The following is a 14,788-nucleotide window of genomic DNA, read 5'->3' on the forward strand; positions in this document are numbered from 1 at the left end:
GGTCGCGGGCTACTTTCGGAATTAGAGAATTTTCCGTAGAACGGCACGATACCGGTGTTTCTGTGCAGTTCGATACGTTTCGGAAATTGGAAACGGCCTGCTGACTGTTATAGGGTCAGTACCCGTATCGACAATACGACCGCTCGCAGCGCCCTCGGGCGTGCCTTCCCCGACCAAGAGAACGGCACGCCCGACCGCTGCGGGCTACAGAACACAGACCACCCGGAGGGTCAATGGCCCCCGGAAGACCCTGCAGCCATGAGTACGAACACAGACCACAGCGAAAACCCTGACGAATCGAACGGAACCGATAGCGACTATCTCGAGGTGGTCCTCGAGCGTGTCGAGCTACACGACGGTATCTGCTTCTGGGGAGGTATCGGGCGATGAGCGCCACCGTCGACGCGGTCGGGGAACTGAACAACGACGCCCGTGTCAACGACACGAACTGCTACAACCTCGCAGAGAAGTACCCCGGCGTGATTCCCGGTACGGTCTGGTTCGAGTACGCCTATCACGTCGAGCACGGCGAGATCGTCGAGGCGCTCGAGGACGGCCAGCATCTCGGTCCGGAGGACGTCGAGGCGCTGATCGAGGAGGTGTCCGTGGCATGACTGTCCGTTATGAAGTCATCGGGACAGTCGACCGATCGGTGGTCGGCTCGTTCACGGCTGATCCCGACCTGATCCTCATCGACGACGGGGATGACGAACTCCTGATCGCCCAGCCGGCGAGTGATGGCGATGAGTGACTGTCCGACCTGTGGCAACCGCGACTACCACTGCCAGCAATGTAAGATGGAGGAACTCGACCGCCGCCACGGGACGCCTGCGGACAACGTCGACAACGGTGGAGACGACGGGATCGTCGCGTGGGTCCAAGACATCGATGAGACCTGGCACGCCTCGATGTACTTCGAAGACTTCCGCCACGTCGCGGCCTGCGGAACGATGCTCGAAACACCGGTTGCTGGCCTTTCGGAGGACGCACGATGGTACCGCGACGACATCGACATTTGCCTCGACTGCGAGGCCACCCTCGAGGACGACGAGGATTCGATCCCCGACGGTGGAGAGTTCGAGCGGGCGAGCGAGCTTCGTGCTGACGGCGGCGAGCCGATGGACAAGGTGACCGTCCGGATCCCACGCCAGCAACTCGTGCCCCTCGATGAGGCTGTAGACGCTGGCATCTGGGTCAACCGCAGCGAGGCCATCCGCCAGGCGATCGCCGACGACGTCGAGATGGTCATCGATTCCGGCCACGGCACGACGAGCGTTGTGGGTCCGAGACCGGCGTCGTTCACACGCGAGCGGGGTGAGTCGAGCGATGACTGAGTCCGACGATCTCCGCCGGCTGGCCGATGTCGTCGACGCGGTGGACGAGACGCCGATCGACGTCGACGATGCGCAACTGCTCGCGAACAGCGGCGAGGACCTCCGCGCCCAGCTGACGATCACCGTCCCCGCCGACGCCGACCTCGAGGTGATCGGAAGCTCCGGTCCGGTGACCGATACTGGTGACGAGGCAGTCCAGGACAACGACGAACCGGACTCCCTGGACCATACCTCGACCGAAGACCTCCAGCAGGCGTATGACGAGGCGGACGGCGGTGTCCACGAGACTGACGACGGCTCTCCCGCCGAAGACGACACAAACGAGTCTGAGTCAGAGGCACGAGACGTCGACCTCGAGGAAGACGCCGCGGACGGCGTCACTGGCGAACACGACGACGCCGGCGACGACATCCAGGACGAACTCGACGCCGAGGCGATCACCGTCGACGACGTCGGCGACACAGCTGAACAGATAGTCGAACTCCCGGACGGCGTCTCGGAGGACGACGTCCATGAGGCCGTCGACGACAACGAGACGCTCGGCGAGATCGCCGACCTGGTCGGTGTCACACCAGAACGGGCCCGAACGATCACGTTCGCTCTCGATCGCTACGGTGAGCTTCGTGACACGACCGGACGGAGTCGATTCGCAAACCGCGGTCGGCTGTCCCCACTGCAGACGATCGTCCTCCTGGGACTCGTGTCGGCCGTTCTCTGGGCCACGCTCACCATCGGAGTGATCCTCCCATGAACGCCGCCGGTCTCGAGGACCGCCGCAACGTCGCTGATCCCGAACGCCGGCGGTCGGCTCGAATGCTAATCGGCCACGTCCCGGACTGTGCCTACCGCAAGTGGAACGACCGAGCCCCAGCCGAGATCGAGATCGGTGTCATCGAGGCGTGGTACGACGCCGATCCGATCCACTACCCCAACGCGGCGAACAACGCCGTCGTTCGGTTCGACCAGCCCAGTAAGATGTCGTCGCTGGCCTGCCAGGGCGCGCTGATGAACTGTTACCCACTGTCGAATCGCTCGCGAGTCGAACAGCAGTACACCCGCTCTCAACTCGATCGATGAGTACGACCCACCAACCACACCGCGACGACGATCACGATCCCTGGGAAGAGCTTGCCGAATACCAGGACACCCTCGAGATGCTGATCGAGGAAGACGTCCCGATGGCTGAAGACGCCGAAATCCTGCTCGAAGAGCTCGAAGAGAGGGGATACCGATGACGGAAGCTATCGCCCTCAGGGGGTCATCGTTCGAGGAGCGTGCTCCGGACCTCCGGATCGTCGAGGACGTCGGCGACCTCGAGGAGCTGCTTGGCCTTCTCCGGTGGGAGGTCGGCCAGCGACTCGGCTTCCCGATCGTCGGCCTCGTCGAGTTCGGCAGCCGCCTGGGGGTCCATCGCCTGGCCACACCAGACACACAGCGGCTCGCTCCGGGGCGTCTCCCGGCCGCAACGGGTACATTCGAGGGGTGCGATCGGGTCGTGCTCGTCCTCCTCGACATCGACGCCGTGAGCACGGGCGATCTCGAGGTCGCTTTGCTCGGCGAAGACGGAGATGTATCGGGAGGCGACTCTCGAGCCGCGTACCCAGCCGTGGTGTTCCTCGATGTGGGCCTGGTTGAGGTTTCGCGAGGCGAGGTACGCCGCCGAGGACTTCCGGAAGTTCGTCAGCGTGACGGGCTTGTCGACGCCGGCCCGGTCGGCGGCCTCGTCGAAGACCTTCGAGACCATCCGATCGGAGATCGGCTCCGGCTTGGTGATCTTGCTCCAGAGTGGGGCATCGGGATCGTCGCGATCGGGATGGGCGTCGAGCCAGCGGTTGACGTAGGGGACCGACGGGATCAGCAGGATCGTTCGCCGGCCCTGCTTCCCCTCGACGGTGACCTGGAGGCCGTGCTTGTGGTCCTGGACGTCGCCGACGGTGAGATCCTTGAACTCGCCCCCGCGGAGGCCGGCGTCGAACTGCAGCGTGATCATCGCTGCATCGCGCGCGTTGTAACATGCATCGGCCATCGGCTCGACGTGCTCGTCCCACTTGAGCATCTGTCGGGGGTCGGGACTCGGGTCGTAGTTGCTCGAGGTGCCGGTCGGAACCCAGTCGACGCTATCGGGACACTCCTCGCCGTCGGTGAGCCGCTTCGCGAAGACGCGGATGGCCGACCGGTAGTCCCGGTTAGTCTCTTCGTTCTCGTAGGTGCGGTTGATCCAGGCGACGATCGTCTCGGCGGCGTCCCGGTCCTCGAGGGCGTCGGCCAGTGTTCCATCCTGGAGCTCTTCGGCCATGATCGTGCAGTGGCGCAGGAGCTTCAGGTGCCGATAGTCGGAGTACTCCTGGGCGAGGAGATCGAGGCGGTCGGAGAAGTCGAGCAAGAGCTCGCGATCGTCGTCGCCGATGTCATCGCTGTCCTCGATCCGGTCCCGGAGGTTTTCGATCTGGTTGCGTGGATTCTGCCCCATGAACCGCTAGAATTTCTTGACTGTCATAAAGTTATGGCTTCGAACCTTGGGTTCCCAGCCCCGCCCTGGATCTTTCACACGCGAACGGACGTAAGCAGAGCAGCTGACGATTCGAATTTCGGAACGAAGGAGTAAAGCGGCCGAGTTCAGGCGGCTCGAGTCCCTGCTCTGGCTACGTTCTCGAATCGATCTCTGTAGCACCCGGGTGTGGAGAGACGTGTTGAAGTTCGGTTTCGTTCGAGAACGGACTCGTGTTCGAACCACTGGTCCCGGTCGAAGAACGAAATCGGGATGGGACGAACCGTAGCGACGGGCGATCCAATCAAACAGCAAATAATACTGCCGATCGAAAGGCCACCACAACTCCGAACCGTCCCTGAAGTGGGGTACGAGGCGTCTCTCCCGGATCAAAGTTAGAACGATTTCGTTTCAATCCCTGCTCTAGGCCAATACAGCACGTCCTTGTGAGGGTGGTGACGGGTGCTTGAATGGTTTCAATTTCCGTTACAGTAATAAAATTATAGTGTAAAAAGAGTAAAATAAATACACTAATGTATTATTATGTCCACTGATGTATTGTAGTAGGCAGAAAGATTGGGTTTCGGCCAATGGATTTATGGTTGGGCACGGAAAGACAGCGGTCAATGCTACTCTCAGCGGATCGATCGGCAGCCGACACCGAGACGTCACTCAGCTTCGAAGTAATCGCAGCGGTCGCCGAACGAGAAGGCGTCGATCCCACCGACATCGAACCCCCCACCTACGACGCACTGTACGACGTCATCAATCCGGAGGCGCTCGATGCGTTGTTCTCCCCGCGCGAGGACGGAACGCCGCGTGCTGACGGACAGGTCGAGTTCCCGTTCTGTGGCTATCACGTCGTCGTCACGAGCGACGGTGACGTCGAACTCGAGGACGGCGACTCCCATCTCGGGTAAGGCCGCTTGCCCCACTCACGCGGATCGAGACGACTCGATTCGAGATCGCCACTCCGACGGGAGCGGTCGCGAGTCGCCGGTCTCGGGATCGACGAGGACCTGGACGGTTCGGGCCGTTGCAGCGGTCTCCCCATCGGCACGGACCTCGTACGTCATCGGAACGCTCGAGGTCCCCAGTTCCGACACCTCGAGTGCGATCGTCACGTTTTCGTCGGCCTCGATCGGGCGGTCGTACTCGATGGAGAGGCTGACGAGGACGGTTTCCACGTCGGTCAGCGAGACGCCGAGGACGTCGGCGAAGTACGCCTCCCGGGCTTCCTCCAGATACGTCGCGTACACGGCGTTGTTGACGTGGCCCATGAAGTCGACGTCACGAAGGCGAACGTCGATCTCGGTTTCGTACTGGTCGACGGCCATGCGCCGACGCGACGGGCGGAATCCCTGTAGAACTACCGCTTCTGCTCCGCCTCGGGAGCCGCGGACTCCGCTCGCACGGTTTCGAACACCTGCTCGTGGAGCCGATCAGCCACGTGGTCCATCAGCGGTTTCATGTTCCGCGTATCGGCGCGATTGTACTCGATCAAGGTCTCGAGTGCGGCCTCGTCGCCGCGTTCGTACTCGTGCCAGAGACGGACGGCGTCGCGGCCGCTGAGGTCCGGCAGTTCGCGCTCGATGCCGACGTCGGCTTCGATCGCTTTCAGGCCGCCGTCCAGGCCGAGTTGCTTGCACGGGTACATGAGGTCGACGTGCGGGACCGACACCTCGAGGTCGAAACAGGTCTCCAGGAACGGGACGTCGAACCGCTGCCCGTTGAAGGTAACCAGCAGCGACGACGCCTCCAGTTCCGACTCGAGGCGGTCGCTCGTCAGGTCACGGCCGTTGACGAACGTCTTGGTGTCCCCGCCGCGGTGGAGGCTAACGGTCGTCACGTCGTTACAGCTCGCGTCGAGCCCGGTCGTCTCGATGTCGAGAAAGCAGGTCTCGGCGCGCGCGTTCTCGTAGAGTCGCCAGCGGCTCGCGGCCGGTAATCGCTCGGCGAACACCGAGAGGTCGCCCCGCTCGAGATGCGTCCGGCCCTGGTCGATGAACGTCTCGATCCGCTCGGCGAGCGTCGCACCGACGACGCTCCCGTCGAACGCGTCCCAGTGTGTGATGCCCTGTTCCCAGAGGCGGCGCTCGGTCGTCTCGCCGACGCCGCGTACCGGGATGAAGCTGTTCTCGATTCGCACAGTACGACCGGAGTCGGCGACGACTATAAACCGCGTGGATCGGATCGCCGGCTAGAGTCGGATCCAGTCCGTTCGCACCTCCCGATCGTGGAGGTGCCAGCGGTGTTCGTCCTCGCTCTCGCCACGGCGGAGTTCGACAGTGGCGTCGAACAACGGCTCGAGCAGCCGGACGGCGTCGTGGTCCGGACCCACCGGCAGGTGGTAGTGAGCGATCGCCTGTGCCTGTTCGATCCGCGAACTGAGGACGTGTACCAGCCGGAACACGCGTTCGGCGTCGTAGGTCTGTAACAACGGCGCAAGCGAATCGACACAGACCCGACAGTCGGCCGACTCGAGTCCCCCAGCATCGGCGTCGAAGGCGTCCAATGCCTCGATGACGTCGATGCCGAGATCCTTGAGTGGCGTCGGGCCGCCCGACTCGTACTCGATCGTTCGCTTCGTCGCGCTCGACCCGTGGTCGTGAATCGATGGGCGTGAGCCGTCGATGCCGACGAACAGCCGGTACCGATCGCGATCGTCGGTTCCACAGAGGCGTTGACAGGCGCGCTCGTGGACGTCTGGTGCTCCCGTTCCGACGAGCAACACGTTACTCCCCGTCCGTTTGAACGACTCCAACGTCTGGGCGACGCGTACTGCACCCCCGCTCCCGGTTCGGTGTTCCATCCACCGTTATGAACAGACCCACCTTGAATAAATATTCCGGCCGAACGCGTGTGGAAAACTCCGGTATCCTTCACAATAGAGCGATACGTCGACCGGCCGACTTTTCGTGTCGGACCTCGAAGGGCCGGTATGGCAGATCAGGACGACGAACTCGCCGAGGCCATTCGGGAACTGACCCGGACGCTCGACGACCTCGCCGACGAGTTCGAACCTCCGCAGCGTCGTCGGCGGCCCCCGATCCGCCCGCCGACCCCTCGAGACCTCCTCAGGTTCACCGACGAAATCGCGATTCCGGCCGTACTGACGGTCCTCAAATCCAGCGTGCGGGCTCTCGAGGCGTTCCAGCGAACCCTCCAATTGGCCAGGAAGGAACGCGAGGCCCGCGATCGGGCCTCCGGAACGGCCGAACGGACGAGCGAGCGCGCGAGCGAACTCCGGGAGACGACCCTCTCCCAGCTCGACGCCGCGCTGGAACAGTTACAGCGAGCGGCGTCCGAGGGAACGCTTCCGGCCGACGAGCAGGCACGGGACCTCCTCTCGGAGGCTCGAGAGCTCCGCGACGAGGTCGACGAGCGGCTTCGGGACGCGACGAGCGAGTACGACGAACCGTCCACGTCTACGTCCACGAGCGGGGTCGAGATCGACGTTCAGGACGGACGGCCCGACGAACCGACTCCCGACGCCGACGCGGCGGACGAACAGTCGCGCGTCGACGTGGACGCGGAACTCGAGACGCTCAAAGATCGATACGGTGCCGACGAGGACGAGCCCGAAGACCCCGACGAATCGGCTGGGGACGAGCCGTCGACTGACGGGCCGGATACCGACGATTCCGCGGGAGCGAATTCGAGCGCCGGGGACGACTCGAGCGACGAAAACGGCGAAGACGACGAATGAGGTACTGTGATCGAAACGGGCGTGTTCAGACGGGCTCGAAGCGGTAACCGTCCCACTCCTGGCTCTCGGGTTCGCGAATGCCCGCACCTGGTTCCCGGAGTTCGTCGACGTGGACGGGTCGGACCTCCTGGCCGGTCTCGACCTCGTCGGTCGTCACCTGTCCGATCGCCCGCACCGTCTCACCCTCGGCGACGTCGCTGACGTCGAACTCGACGATGGCGAGGGTGTTGGGCTCGCGGACGCCGGGGGGTGTCGCCGTACTCGTCGTCCAGGTGACGACCTCGCCAGTGTACTCGCTCAGATCGATCGTCTCCACCGGTTCCGCGCCGTCCGGGCCGCGCGGGTGACCGGGGTAGCTCACCGAACCGTCCTCGTACTTGGTCGCTTCCATCGTCATTGTGGGGTCTCCATGATGGTCGTGATGACGCAGTTGCCGAACCCGCCCACGTTGCAGGCCAGTCCGACGTCGGCCTCGACCTGTCGGGGACCGGCCTCGCCGACGAGTTGCTCGTAGATCTCCACGCCCTGGGCGACGCCGCTGGCTCCGAGGGGGTGGCCCTTGGACTTCAGTCCCCCGGAGGTGTTGATCGGCAGTTCGCCGTCCTTCTCGGTGTAGCCGTCCTCGACCAGTTTCCAGGCCTCGCCCTGCTCCGCGAAGCCCAGCCCCTCCATCTGGAGGAACTCGAGGATGGTGAACATGTCGTGGAGTTCGGCGACGTCGATATCCTCGGGGGAGCGCCCGCTCATCTCGTAGGCACCTTCGCCGCTCTCGACGACCCCGCGCATGACCGTCGGATCCTCGCGTTCGTGGACGACGTGGGTGTCCGTCGCCCCGTCGATGCCGGTGATCACCGCGTACTCGTCGGTGTACTCCCGGGCGACCGACTCGGGGCAGAGCATCAGCGCGGCCGAACCGTCCGTGATCGGACAGAAGTCGTACAGCCGTAACGGATCGGCCACGATCGGCGACTCGAGGGCCGTCTCGACGTCGATCTCCTTGCGGAACTGCGCGTTTGGGTTGTCGACGCCGTTCGCGTGGTTCTTCACGGCGACTTTCGCCAGGCTCTCGCGGGGCGCGTCGAACCGCTCGAGGTAGTGACGCGCCGTCAGTCCGGCGAACGACGGCAGCGTGACGCCGGTCTTGTACTCGGCGGGGTGGGTCAGCGACGCGATGACGTCGGTCGCCTCGCCGGTCGTCCTGTGGGTCATCTTCTCGCCGCCGATCAGCAGCGTCATGTCGCTGACCCCGCTCGCGACCGACTGCCAGGCGGCGTAGATGCCCGCGCCGCCGCTGGAACTCGTCTGATCGACCCGCTGGGTGTAGGCCGGGATCGCGTCGAGATCGTGTGCGACGGCGTTCATGATACCCGTCTGTCCCTCGAACTCGCCACTCGCCATGTTCGAGACGTAGAGGTGCTCGACCTCGCTCGCCTCGACGCCGGCGTCGTCGAGACACTCGAGGCCGGCCTCGGCGAGCAGATCCAGGATCCACTCACCCTCGCGCTGCCCGAACTGGGTCATGGACGCGCCGATGACTGCTACACGTTCCATAGCTAACCAAACTTCGATCTACGGTTTATAAGGTAGGGTTCGGCGTCAGAACTGCGTCCTGCGATCCGTTCGGTTCGGCGGCCGCTCGAGCGCTGGGATTGCGCGAGCGCGCTCCCGTCTCATGCCTCACCGGCAGCCAGCAGGTGAATCGACAGATCCGCCACGGCTGGCTCGTCGCTCGTCAGGTGGACGGTCCGTTCGATCGCCTCCCGCTCAGCGTCGGAGACGTCGTGCAGTCGGTCACGGAGCCGTTCGTCGTGGAACACCGACGCGAGTCCCTCGAGCCCCGTCGTCGAGACGTTCGTGAGGCCGTTCCGTTCGAGCAACGTTCGAAGTTCCTCCCGTCGGAAGAAGTGAGTCGCGGTGAACTCGTTGTCGTAGCCATAGGGCTCGAGCAACCCGGCGTCGTAGTCGCCGTCCGCGACCAGTTCGGGGAGGGCCTCGAGGTTGTGCCCGGTGACGAGATAGAGCTGGATGGCCCCCAGCAGTCCCATAACCGAGACGAGGACCGGTCCGCCGGGAGCGGTCACCCGCCGGAGTTCTCGAACCGCCCAGTCCCGGTCAGAGGCCTCGAGGACGTGCGAGAGCGGGCCGCCGAGACAGCAGGTCGCGTCGACGGCGTTCGCGGGAAGTCCGAGATCCGTGATCGATCCCTGGAGCAACGTGACCGACGACTCGAGACCGCGTTCGCGGATCCGCTCTCGAGCGACGTCCAGTTGGCCGCGACTCAGGTCGAGCATCGTCACGTCGTAGCCCTGCTCGGCCAGCCAGATGCTGTACCGTCCGGCACCGCCACCTGCGTCGAGGACGTGGCCCGACGGCGGGAGTCGTTCCTCGAGCACCGAGACGGTGCGCGTGAACTCGAGGCGGCCGTCGATCCGCCCCTCGAGGCGGTCCCACTCCCGGTCGCCGTACGCGTCGTAGAAGGCCTGTGGATCGTCGGACTGGCTGGCGTCGTCACCCATCGATGTGTCGAACGGACATCAGGTGGCCGATGATATAACGACTCCGTTCCGCCGGCAATACGTTCGCTGAAGACGGTCGGTGGTACCGTTCAGCCCGATACTGTCTGTCGTATATCGTGCAATTCAGCAGGACGTTCGTCACAGCGCCGGGACTCGTGGGAAGCGACCGATTCGACACGGTCGGGTGCCGACGGTAGAAATTATCCCGCGTTACCACCGAGGACCTGTATGCAGTGGTGTGACCAGCCACCGAAACCGTCCGGGAGCGAGGATCTGAGCTTCTGGAATCGACGCCAGGAGGGGGAAGCGGCGTGACCGACGATCCCCTCCCGGCCGAACACCTCTCACCGCTCGCCACGCTCGTCGACGAGGTGCTCGCGGGCGTCGGCTACGAAGTGGCGGCCGCGACCGACGCCATCGACGACGCCGTGCCCGGCTACGGCGGGTTATTCGACCCCGGGACCGATCCGGACGAGTTGCGTCGCGCACTCGAGAGCCTCCTGGAGGATGGACTGAGTCGGCCGCCCGTCCCCAAGCCGGCTGGCGACGCGTTCGTCCTCTACGTCGACGGCAGTTCGCGCGGCAACCCCGGTCCCGCGGGTGCTGGGGCTGTCATCGCGGACGCTGGAGAGGAGCAACTCGCCCGTCTCGGTCGCCCCGTCGGCTCCCGAACGGGGAACAACACCGCCGAATACGTCGCCCTCCAGCTGGGACTCTCCGAACTGCTGAGCCGCTACGAGCCACGCAGCCTGGAGGTCCGCATCGATTCGATGACGGTCATCCGAGACGTCTGGGGCGGTAACGATCCGACGGAACCGGGGGTCGAGACGTACAGCGAGGCCGTCGCGGCGGCGCTGTCGAGGGTTCCGGACCACCGGTACGCGCATCTGGCCGACAGCGACCCGAACCCCGCCGACGCACTGGCGACGGTGGGTGCCGACATCGCGGCTCTCGGACCTGGATAGAAGCAGTACGACGCTCAACCATCACGCCGATTCCGGCGTGGTCGTCCGCAACTCGCTGGCGCGGGAACGCGCCTGTGAGATCACCGCGGGCCGGGCCTCGAAGGAGACGACCACGTCCTCGTCGCCGTAGGTGACGTCCCGGACGTGGGCGTTGTCGTGGAGCCACGAGACGACGCTCATCGTGTCGTCGGTCATCGGCAGGAGGAGTCGTTCTTCTTCCCAGTCGGGAAGTTCGTCGTCGATGCGCTCGAGCAGGGCGTCGACGTTGGTTCCTTCCCGGGCGCTGACCGGGACCGGATTCGGCGCGAGCGACGAGAGCGCCTCGCGTTTCTCCGCGAGTTCCGCCTCGTCGACGGCGTCGATCTTGTTCAACACGGTCACGATCGGGGCCTCGTTGCGCTCGTAGAGCGTGTCGTGACAGGTGACGAGTTTCTCGTGGATCTCGTCGACGGGTTCGCTGACGTCGACGACGAGCAAGACGAGGTCCGCCCGGTAGACCGAATCGAGCGTCGATTTGAACGACTCGACCAGCCAGTGGGGTAAGTCGCTGATGAACCCGACGGTGTCGGTCACCAGCACGTCGCGCGGTTCGATGTCGGCCCGTCGCGTCGTCGTCCCGAGCGTCGTGAACAGTTTGTCCTGGGATTCGGCCGTCGCGTCCAGATCTGGGTGGAGGTCCTCGTTCTCGTCGACGTCGAGGTCCTGGGACATGCGCCGCAAGAGGGTCGACTTGCCGGCGTTCGTATAGCCCGCCAGTGCGACCAGATCGAAGCCGGAATCGCGGCGGCGCTCCCGGCGGTGTTGTTCGGTCTGCTCGATCCGATCGAGTTCGTCCTTGATCCGGCTGATCTGGTCCTTGATGTCCTGCTCGCGGCTCTCGTCGTACTCGCCCAGTCCCATGAACCCGGGGTGTTCGTCGCGCTTGGCGAGGCTCGTCTTGGCCTCCGCTCGCGGGAGTTCGTACCGGAGTTCCGCCAGTTCGACCTGCAGTTGCGCTTTGCGGGTCTGGGCGCGCTGGCCGAATATCTCGAGGATGAGCGTGAAGCGATCGATCACCTCGACGCCCTCGGGGAGCATGCGGCCGAGGTTGTACGTCTGGTAGGGACCGAGTCGGTTGTCGAAGATGACCGTCGTCGCGTCGGTCTCTGCGACCCGGGTGGCGAGTTCCTCGGCTTTCCCCTCGCCGAGTTGGAGCGCCGGATCAGCCGTCCGGGTCTGGGTTACTTCACCGACGACGGTGTAACCCGCCGCTTCGGCGAGGTCGATGATCTCCTCGGTGTCGGGCGTCCCGGAGTCGACGCGTTTTGCGATGATCGCTCTCATGTGAGAATGCGAGTGCAGGTCGGACGCGATGCTGGTTGCTCGAGGCGACGCGTGACCAGCCGCTGGTCGTCGCGACTGGCCGAACGGAACTGGCATCCGCAACGCCACCCCGGTCGCGGTGGCACCGTGTCGACGCTAGGGATGGCGGTCGGACACCTCCGTTATCGCAGTCCGAAACTGATCCATGCATCGACCTACGCGCTGGGTCGTCTTGAATCCCGTGCCGATACTGGATCGGCGGACGACGCCGATCGTGTCGGGAACTCGTCTGAGTCGGACTTCGAGGCTCACTCGTCGGTAGATCGGTGTGACGCCGCCTCGACTGGCTCGAGCGACTGCTCGCGCTCGAGCCGTCGAATTCGCTGTTCGATCGACGGTTCGACCGCCAACCGTTGCTGTGAGTCGCTTCGTTCCTGGCTCTGATCGAGCAGCGAAATGGTCTCGGCGTACCGATCGTAGATCCGCCGAACGACCGCGGGATCGGACTGCGACATCGCGAAGCGATCGGCGCGGTAGATCGTGCGCCGTCCGGTTCTGCTGAGAGCGAAGAGAACGACGACTGTCCCCCCGCCGATAAGGAGCCACGCGAACGTGGAGTTCGTCCCGCTGGTCACTAGCTCGGGAGCGATCAGTTCACCGAGGCCAAGCAGCAGTGCCGTGACCGCGAACAACGGTGTCACGGACGCGATGGTCGCCTGCTCGTAGAAGTACCGGCGGTTCTTCTCGTCTTCCGCCGCGAGGAGGGCAACCAGTTCGTCGTCGGTGGCGTCCGCGAGCAGCGATTCTTGTAGCCACAGCGTTCGAGTCGCGCCGCGGCCGACGAGTCGGACGTCGAGGTCTTCACCCGCGTCGTCGAACACGACGATTGTGGGAGTGGATCGACCGAATCGGTCGAAACACTGCTCGATGCGCGAACGTTCGTCCGGCGTCGGATCCCGGGTCCGGAACGCAAAGGAGACGATCGGATTCCGAACCACGAGCCAGCAGAGCACGATCAGAAAAACGGAGAACACGAGCCAGACTCCGGCCCGGCCAGCGGCCAAAAGCATCATCGAGAGCACCGCAACGCCGACGATGGCGAACACGTGCGCGAGCCACAGGAGCCGTCGATACCGCCGTGGCACTGTATGGCGCTGCTCCAACGCGTTCTTGATCGTCGGTTCGATCCCGCGCTGAACGGCGTACGCGCTCGAGAATCCGGCGAGTCCCAGAGCGACCCCGTGACCGAGCGGCTGGCGGAACTGACCGCTGCCCGATTCGAGGGCGGCGACGATCCGATCGATATCCACGTGAACCACGTAGAGAGCCACGGCGAGGGCGATCCCAACCGCGGCCAGTCCGACGCGCGAGTACACCGCGAGAACCTTCGTTCGCTGATCCGAGCGATCGATTCGGTCGATTCGGCTAGCGACGAGACGGGAAAGGGCATACAGACCGACGAGAACGACGCCGAAACTGCCGACTCCGAGTGCCAGATTCGAGAGACCCATTACCGGTACATCTCAATCGGGTTATAAAACACGTGGGAATTTCGGTGCTGTCTCTACCGACTGGAACGATCTGTCTCGGCCGACTTCGACGTTCGTGACGTGCCACGAACGACGCGACGTCGGGAGCCCATAGACGGTGCTGTGGCCGAACGAACGGTTCTCGAGCCGAACCGACGATACTCAGTATCCGCAACCCGCGACGACACCTAGCGGGTTTTCAGGTCGTCTTTGTCCTTGATGATCTCCGTTTCCGCCTCCCCGCTCGTGTGCTCGTTGACGACGTCGTAAAACTCGTTTTGCAACCCCGCGGGGAAGGTGAGCACGCCGATCCACGAGCCGTCGGACTGCCACTCCTCGCGCTCTAGGTCGCCGAACTGGCGGATCTTCGCCTGGGCGCTGCCCGCGTACTCGGCGGGCACCTGGACCGCGATGGTCACTTCCTCGAACCGGATCGGGATGACGGGGCGCAAGGCGTCTAAGGCGTCGTCGACCTGGCTCTCGACCGGCTCCATCGGATCGACGGTAAAGCCCGCCTCCTCGAGCGCGTTTTCGATACGCTCGGGCGGGTGGGGCGCGTTGTCCATCTGTGGGTTGACCGCGTTGCGCGTGATGGTGTCGATCAGTTGCCTGCGCTTCTGTTCCTGCATCTCGCGGCGCTGCTCGGCCGTGATCTGGATCTCCCCCTCCTTGATGACCTCGGGGATGATCTCCAGCGGATCGGTCGTGTCGAAGACCTTCTCGAGGTCGTTCTCCGCCGGGCGATCACCCCGCGAGGCGTCCTCGAAGACGTCCTCGGCGGCGATGACGTCCTCTAGCTCGCCCTCGAACTCGCCGCGTTTGATCGCCAGTGCCGCGTCCGGATCTACGAGGACTTCGAAGCGCGCCCCGTGGGACTCGAGTCGCGCCGTCACCGCCTCGTCGAGTGATATCATACCGTGACGTACCTCCGGCCGGGTAAAAGGC

Annotated in this window: 20 protein-coding genes; 10 read left to right on the forward strand and 10 right to left on the reverse strand. The window is 64.3% G+C overall.

Annotated elements, in window-relative coordinates; translation table 11 throughout:
- The first annotated feature begins 258 nt into the window (after positions 1-258).
- From TX79_RS19960 to TX79_RS19520, 7 genes are read left to right on the forward strand one after another with little or no spacing between them, the layout of a single operon-like run.
- Positions 259-390 carry a hypothetical protein gene (locus tag TX79_RS19960; RefSeq protein WP_268257974.1) on the forward strand — a complete coding sequence of 44 codons (132 nt, stop codon included), beginning with the start codon at positions 259-261 and terminating at the stop codon, positions 388-390.
- The gene (locus TX79_RS01815) at positions 387-614 is read left to right on the forward strand and encodes a hypothetical protein (RefSeq protein ID WP_049925381.1); all 228 of its coding nucleotides are present in this window, start codon (positions 387-389) and stop codon (positions 612-614) included. Before TX79_RS19960 ends, TX79_RS01815 begins: the two co-directional genes overlap by 4 nt.
- Complete coding sequence (locus tag TX79_RS19175) at positions 611-751, forward strand: hypothetical protein (protein ID WP_154660444.1); 141 nt, start codon at positions 611-613, stop codon at positions 749-751. The genes TX79_RS01815 and TX79_RS19175 overlap by 4 nt, the downstream gene beginning before the upstream one ends.
- The gene (locus tag TX79_RS19805) at positions 744-1,334 is read left to right on the forward strand and encodes a ribbon-helix-helix domain-containing protein (protein WP_230198525.1); all 591 of its coding nucleotides are present in this window, start codon (positions 744-746) and stop codon (positions 1,332-1,334) included. Before TX79_RS19175 ends, TX79_RS19805 begins: the two co-directional genes overlap by 8 nt.
- Complete coding sequence (locus TX79_RS01825) at positions 1,327-2,085, forward strand: hypothetical protein (RefSeq protein ID WP_195892440.1); 759 nt, start codon at positions 1,327-1,329, stop codon at positions 2,083-2,085. The genes TX79_RS19805 and TX79_RS01825 overlap by 8 nt, the downstream gene beginning before the upstream one ends.
- Positions 2,082-2,411 carry a hypothetical protein gene (locus TX79_RS01830; protein ID WP_049925383.1) on the forward strand — a complete coding sequence of 110 codons (330 nt, stop codon included), beginning with the start codon at positions 2,082-2,084 and terminating at the stop codon, positions 2,409-2,411. The genes TX79_RS01825 and TX79_RS01830 overlap by 4 nt, the downstream gene beginning before the upstream one ends.
- Complete coding sequence (locus TX79_RS19520; RefSeq protein WP_195892441.1) at positions 2,408-2,569, forward strand: hypothetical protein; 162 nt, start codon at positions 2,408-2,410, stop codon at positions 2,567-2,569. The genes TX79_RS01830 and TX79_RS19520 overlap by 4 nt, the downstream gene beginning before the upstream one ends.
- 23 nt (positions 2,570-2,592) lie before the next feature.
- Here TX79_RS19520 and TX79_RS01835 read toward each other — a convergent pair whose 3' ends face one another.
- Positions 2,593-3,804 carry a site-specific integrase gene (locus TX79_RS01835; protein ID WP_049925384.1) on the reverse strand — a complete coding sequence of 404 codons (1,212 nt, stop codon included), beginning with the start codon at positions 3,802-3,804 and terminating at the stop codon, positions 2,593-2,595.
- Positions 3,805-4,448: 644 nt separating this feature from the next.
- Between TX79_RS01835 and TX79_RS01840 the strand changes: the two genes are divergently transcribed.
- Entirely contained in the window at positions 4,449-4,742 is a 294-nt protein-coding gene (locus TX79_RS01840) for a HalOD1 output domain-containing protein (protein ID WP_049925386.1), read from the forward strand.
- A 15-nt stretch (positions 4,743-4,757) separates the two neighbouring features.
- On the opposite strand, the gene TX79_RS01845 is transcribed toward TX79_RS01840, so the two are convergent.
- The 3 genes from TX79_RS01845 to TX79_RS01855 are packed head-to-tail and all read right to left on the reverse strand — an operon-like array spanning position 4,758 to position 6,634.
- A complete protein-coding gene (locus TX79_RS01845) occupies positions 4,758-5,159 on the reverse strand; it encodes an acyl-CoA thioesterase (protein ID WP_049925387.1) in 402 nt (133 codons plus the stop codon).
- A gap of 32 nt (positions 5,160-5,191) precedes the next feature.
- Positions 5,192-5,971 (reverse strand): ribonuclease H-like domain-containing protein, encoded by a 780-nt coding sequence (locus TX79_RS01850; protein WP_049925389.1) that lies wholly within the window; start codon positions 5,969-5,971, stop codon positions 5,192-5,194.
- A 51-nt stretch (positions 5,972-6,022) separates the two neighbouring features.
- Positions 6,023-6,634, reverse strand: a complete 612-nt coding sequence (locus tag TX79_RS01855; RefSeq protein ID WP_049925391.1) for a DUF7504 family protein — start codon at positions 6,632-6,634, stop codon at positions 6,023-6,025.
- Positions 6,635-6,763: 129 nt separating this feature from the next.
- On the opposite strand from TX79_RS01855, the gene TX79_RS01860 reads away from it, so the two are divergent.
- The gene (locus TX79_RS01860; RefSeq protein ID WP_049925392.1) at positions 6,764-7,531 is read left to right on the forward strand and encodes a DUF7547 family protein; all 768 of its coding nucleotides are present in this window, start codon (positions 6,764-6,766) and stop codon (positions 7,529-7,531) included.
- A 25-nt stretch (positions 7,532-7,556) separates the two neighbouring features.
- Here the strand turns inward: TX79_RS01860 and TX79_RS01865 are convergent, their stop codons facing one another.
- From TX79_RS01865 to TX79_RS01875, 3 genes are all read right to left on the reverse strand, one after another.
- Complete coding sequence (locus tag TX79_RS01865; protein ID WP_049925394.1) at positions 7,557-7,928, reverse strand: nucleic acid-binding protein; 372 nt, start codon at positions 7,926-7,928, stop codon at positions 7,557-7,559.
- Positions 7,925-9,082: a thiolase family protein gene (locus TX79_RS01870; protein WP_049925396.1), complete on the reverse strand. Its 1,158-nt coding sequence runs from the start codon at positions 9,080-9,082 to the stop codon at positions 7,925-7,927. Before TX79_RS01870 ends, TX79_RS01865 begins: the two co-directional genes overlap by 4 nt.
- A gap of 119 nt (positions 9,083-9,201) precedes the next feature.
- Positions 9,202-10,047 carry a class I SAM-dependent methyltransferase gene (locus TX79_RS01875; protein ID WP_049925398.1) on the reverse strand — a complete coding sequence of 282 codons (846 nt, stop codon included), beginning with the start codon at positions 10,045-10,047 and terminating at the stop codon, positions 9,202-9,204.
- A 311-nt stretch (positions 10,048-10,358) separates the two neighbouring features.
- Here TX79_RS01875 and TX79_RS01880 point away from each other — a divergent pair, with 311 nt between their 5' ends.
- Positions 10,359-11,012, forward strand: a complete 654-nt coding sequence (locus TX79_RS01880; protein ID WP_049925400.1) for a ribonuclease HI family protein — start codon at positions 10,359-10,361, stop codon at positions 11,010-11,012.
- Between the two features lie 21 nt (positions 11,013-11,033).
- Here TX79_RS01880 and hflX read toward each other — a convergent pair whose 3' ends face one another.
- The 3 genes from hflX to TX79_RS01900 form a co-directional block, all read right to left on the reverse strand.
- A complete protein-coding gene (gene hflX, locus TX79_RS01885; RefSeq protein WP_049925401.1) occupies positions 11,034-12,335 on the reverse strand; it encodes a GTPase HflX in 1,302 nt (433 codons plus the stop codon).
- 287 nt (positions 12,336-12,622) lie between these two features.
- Positions 12,623-13,825, reverse strand: coding sequence for a hypothetical protein (locus TX79_RS01890; protein WP_154660445.1), 1,203 nt, complete (start codon positions 13,823-13,825; stop codon positions 12,623-12,625).
- 206 nt (positions 13,826-14,031) lie between these two features.
- Positions 14,032-14,757 (reverse strand): ribosome assembly factor SBDS, encoded by a 726-nt coding sequence (locus tag TX79_RS01900; protein WP_049925405.1) that lies wholly within the window; start codon positions 14,755-14,757, stop codon positions 14,032-14,034.
- Positions 14,758-14,788: the final 31 nt, after the last annotated feature.

The organism is Halopiger goleimassiliensis, assembly GCF_000455345.1.
GTDB classification, from domain to species: domain Archaea; phylum Halobacteriota; class Halobacteria; order Halobacteriales; family Natrialbaceae; genus Halopiger_A; species Halopiger_A goleimassiliensis.

Excerpts from the sequence above, each read along its gene's own strand:
- TX79_RS01870 (WP_049925396.1), bottom strand. The coding sequence starts at position 9,082 with ATGGAACGTGTAGCAGTCATCGGCGCGTCCATGACCCAGTTCGGGCAG.
- TX79_RS01890 (WP_154660445.1), bottom strand. The coding sequence starts at position 13,825 with ATGGGTCTCTCGAATCTGGCACTCGGAGTCGGCAGTTTCGGCGTCGTT.
- TX79_RS01830 (WP_049925383.1), top strand. The coding sequence starts at position 2,082 with ATGAACGCCGCCGGTCTCGAGGACCGCCGCAACGTCGCTGATCCCGAA.
- TX79_RS19960 (WP_268257974.1), top strand. The coding sequence starts at position 259 with ATGAGTACGAACACAGACCACAGCGAAAACCCTGACGAATCGAACGGA.
- hflX (WP_049925401.1), bottom strand. The coding sequence starts at position 12,335 with ATGAGAGCGATCATCGCAAAACGCGTCGACTCCGGGACGCCCGACACC.
- TX79_RS19520 (WP_195892441.1), top strand. The coding sequence starts at position 2,408 with ATGAGTACGACCCACCAACCACACCGCGACGACGATCACGATCCCTGG.
- TX79_RS19805 (WP_230198525.1), top strand. The coding sequence starts at position 744 with ATGAGTGACTGTCCGACCTGTGGCAACCGCGACTACCACTGCCAGCAA.
- TX79_RS01845 (WP_049925387.1), bottom strand. The coding sequence starts at position 5,159 with ATGGCCGTCGACCAGTACGAAACCGAGATCGACGTTCGCCTTCGTGAC.
- TX79_RS19175 (WP_154660444.1), top strand. The coding sequence starts at position 611 with ATGACTGTCCGTTATGAAGTCATCGGGACAGTCGACCGATCGGTGGTC.
- TX79_RS01825 (WP_195892440.1), top strand. The coding sequence starts at position 1,327 with ATGACTGAGTCCGACGATCTCCGCCGGCTGGCCGATGTCGTCGACGCG.
- TX79_RS01840 (WP_049925386.1), top strand. The coding sequence starts at position 4,449 with ATGCTACTCTCAGCGGATCGATCGGCAGCCGACACCGAGACGTCACTC.
- TX79_RS01900 (WP_049925405.1), bottom strand. The coding sequence starts at position 14,757 with ATGATATCACTCGACGAGGCGGTGACGGCGCGACTCGAGTCCCACGGG.
- TX79_RS01860 (WP_049925392.1), top strand. The coding sequence starts at position 6,764 with ATGGCAGATCAGGACGACGAACTCGCCGAGGCCATTCGGGAACTGACC.
- TX79_RS01815 (WP_049925381.1), top strand. The coding sequence starts at position 387 with ATGAGCGCCACCGTCGACGCGGTCGGGGAACTGAACAACGACGCCCGT.
- TX79_RS01875 (WP_049925398.1), bottom strand. The coding sequence starts at position 10,047 with ATGGGTGACGACGCCAGCCAGTCCGACGATCCACAGGCCTTCTACGAC.
- TX79_RS01835 (WP_049925384.1), bottom strand. The coding sequence starts at position 3,804 with ATGGGGCAGAATCCACGCAACCAGATCGAAAACCTCCGGGACCGGATC.
- TX79_RS01865 (WP_049925394.1), bottom strand. The coding sequence starts at position 7,928 with ATGACGATGGAAGCGACCAAGTACGAGGACGGTTCGGTGAGCTACCCC.
- TX79_RS01855 (WP_049925391.1), bottom strand. The coding sequence starts at position 6,634 with ATGGAACACCGAACCGGGAGCGGGGGTGCAGTACGCGTCGCCCAGACG.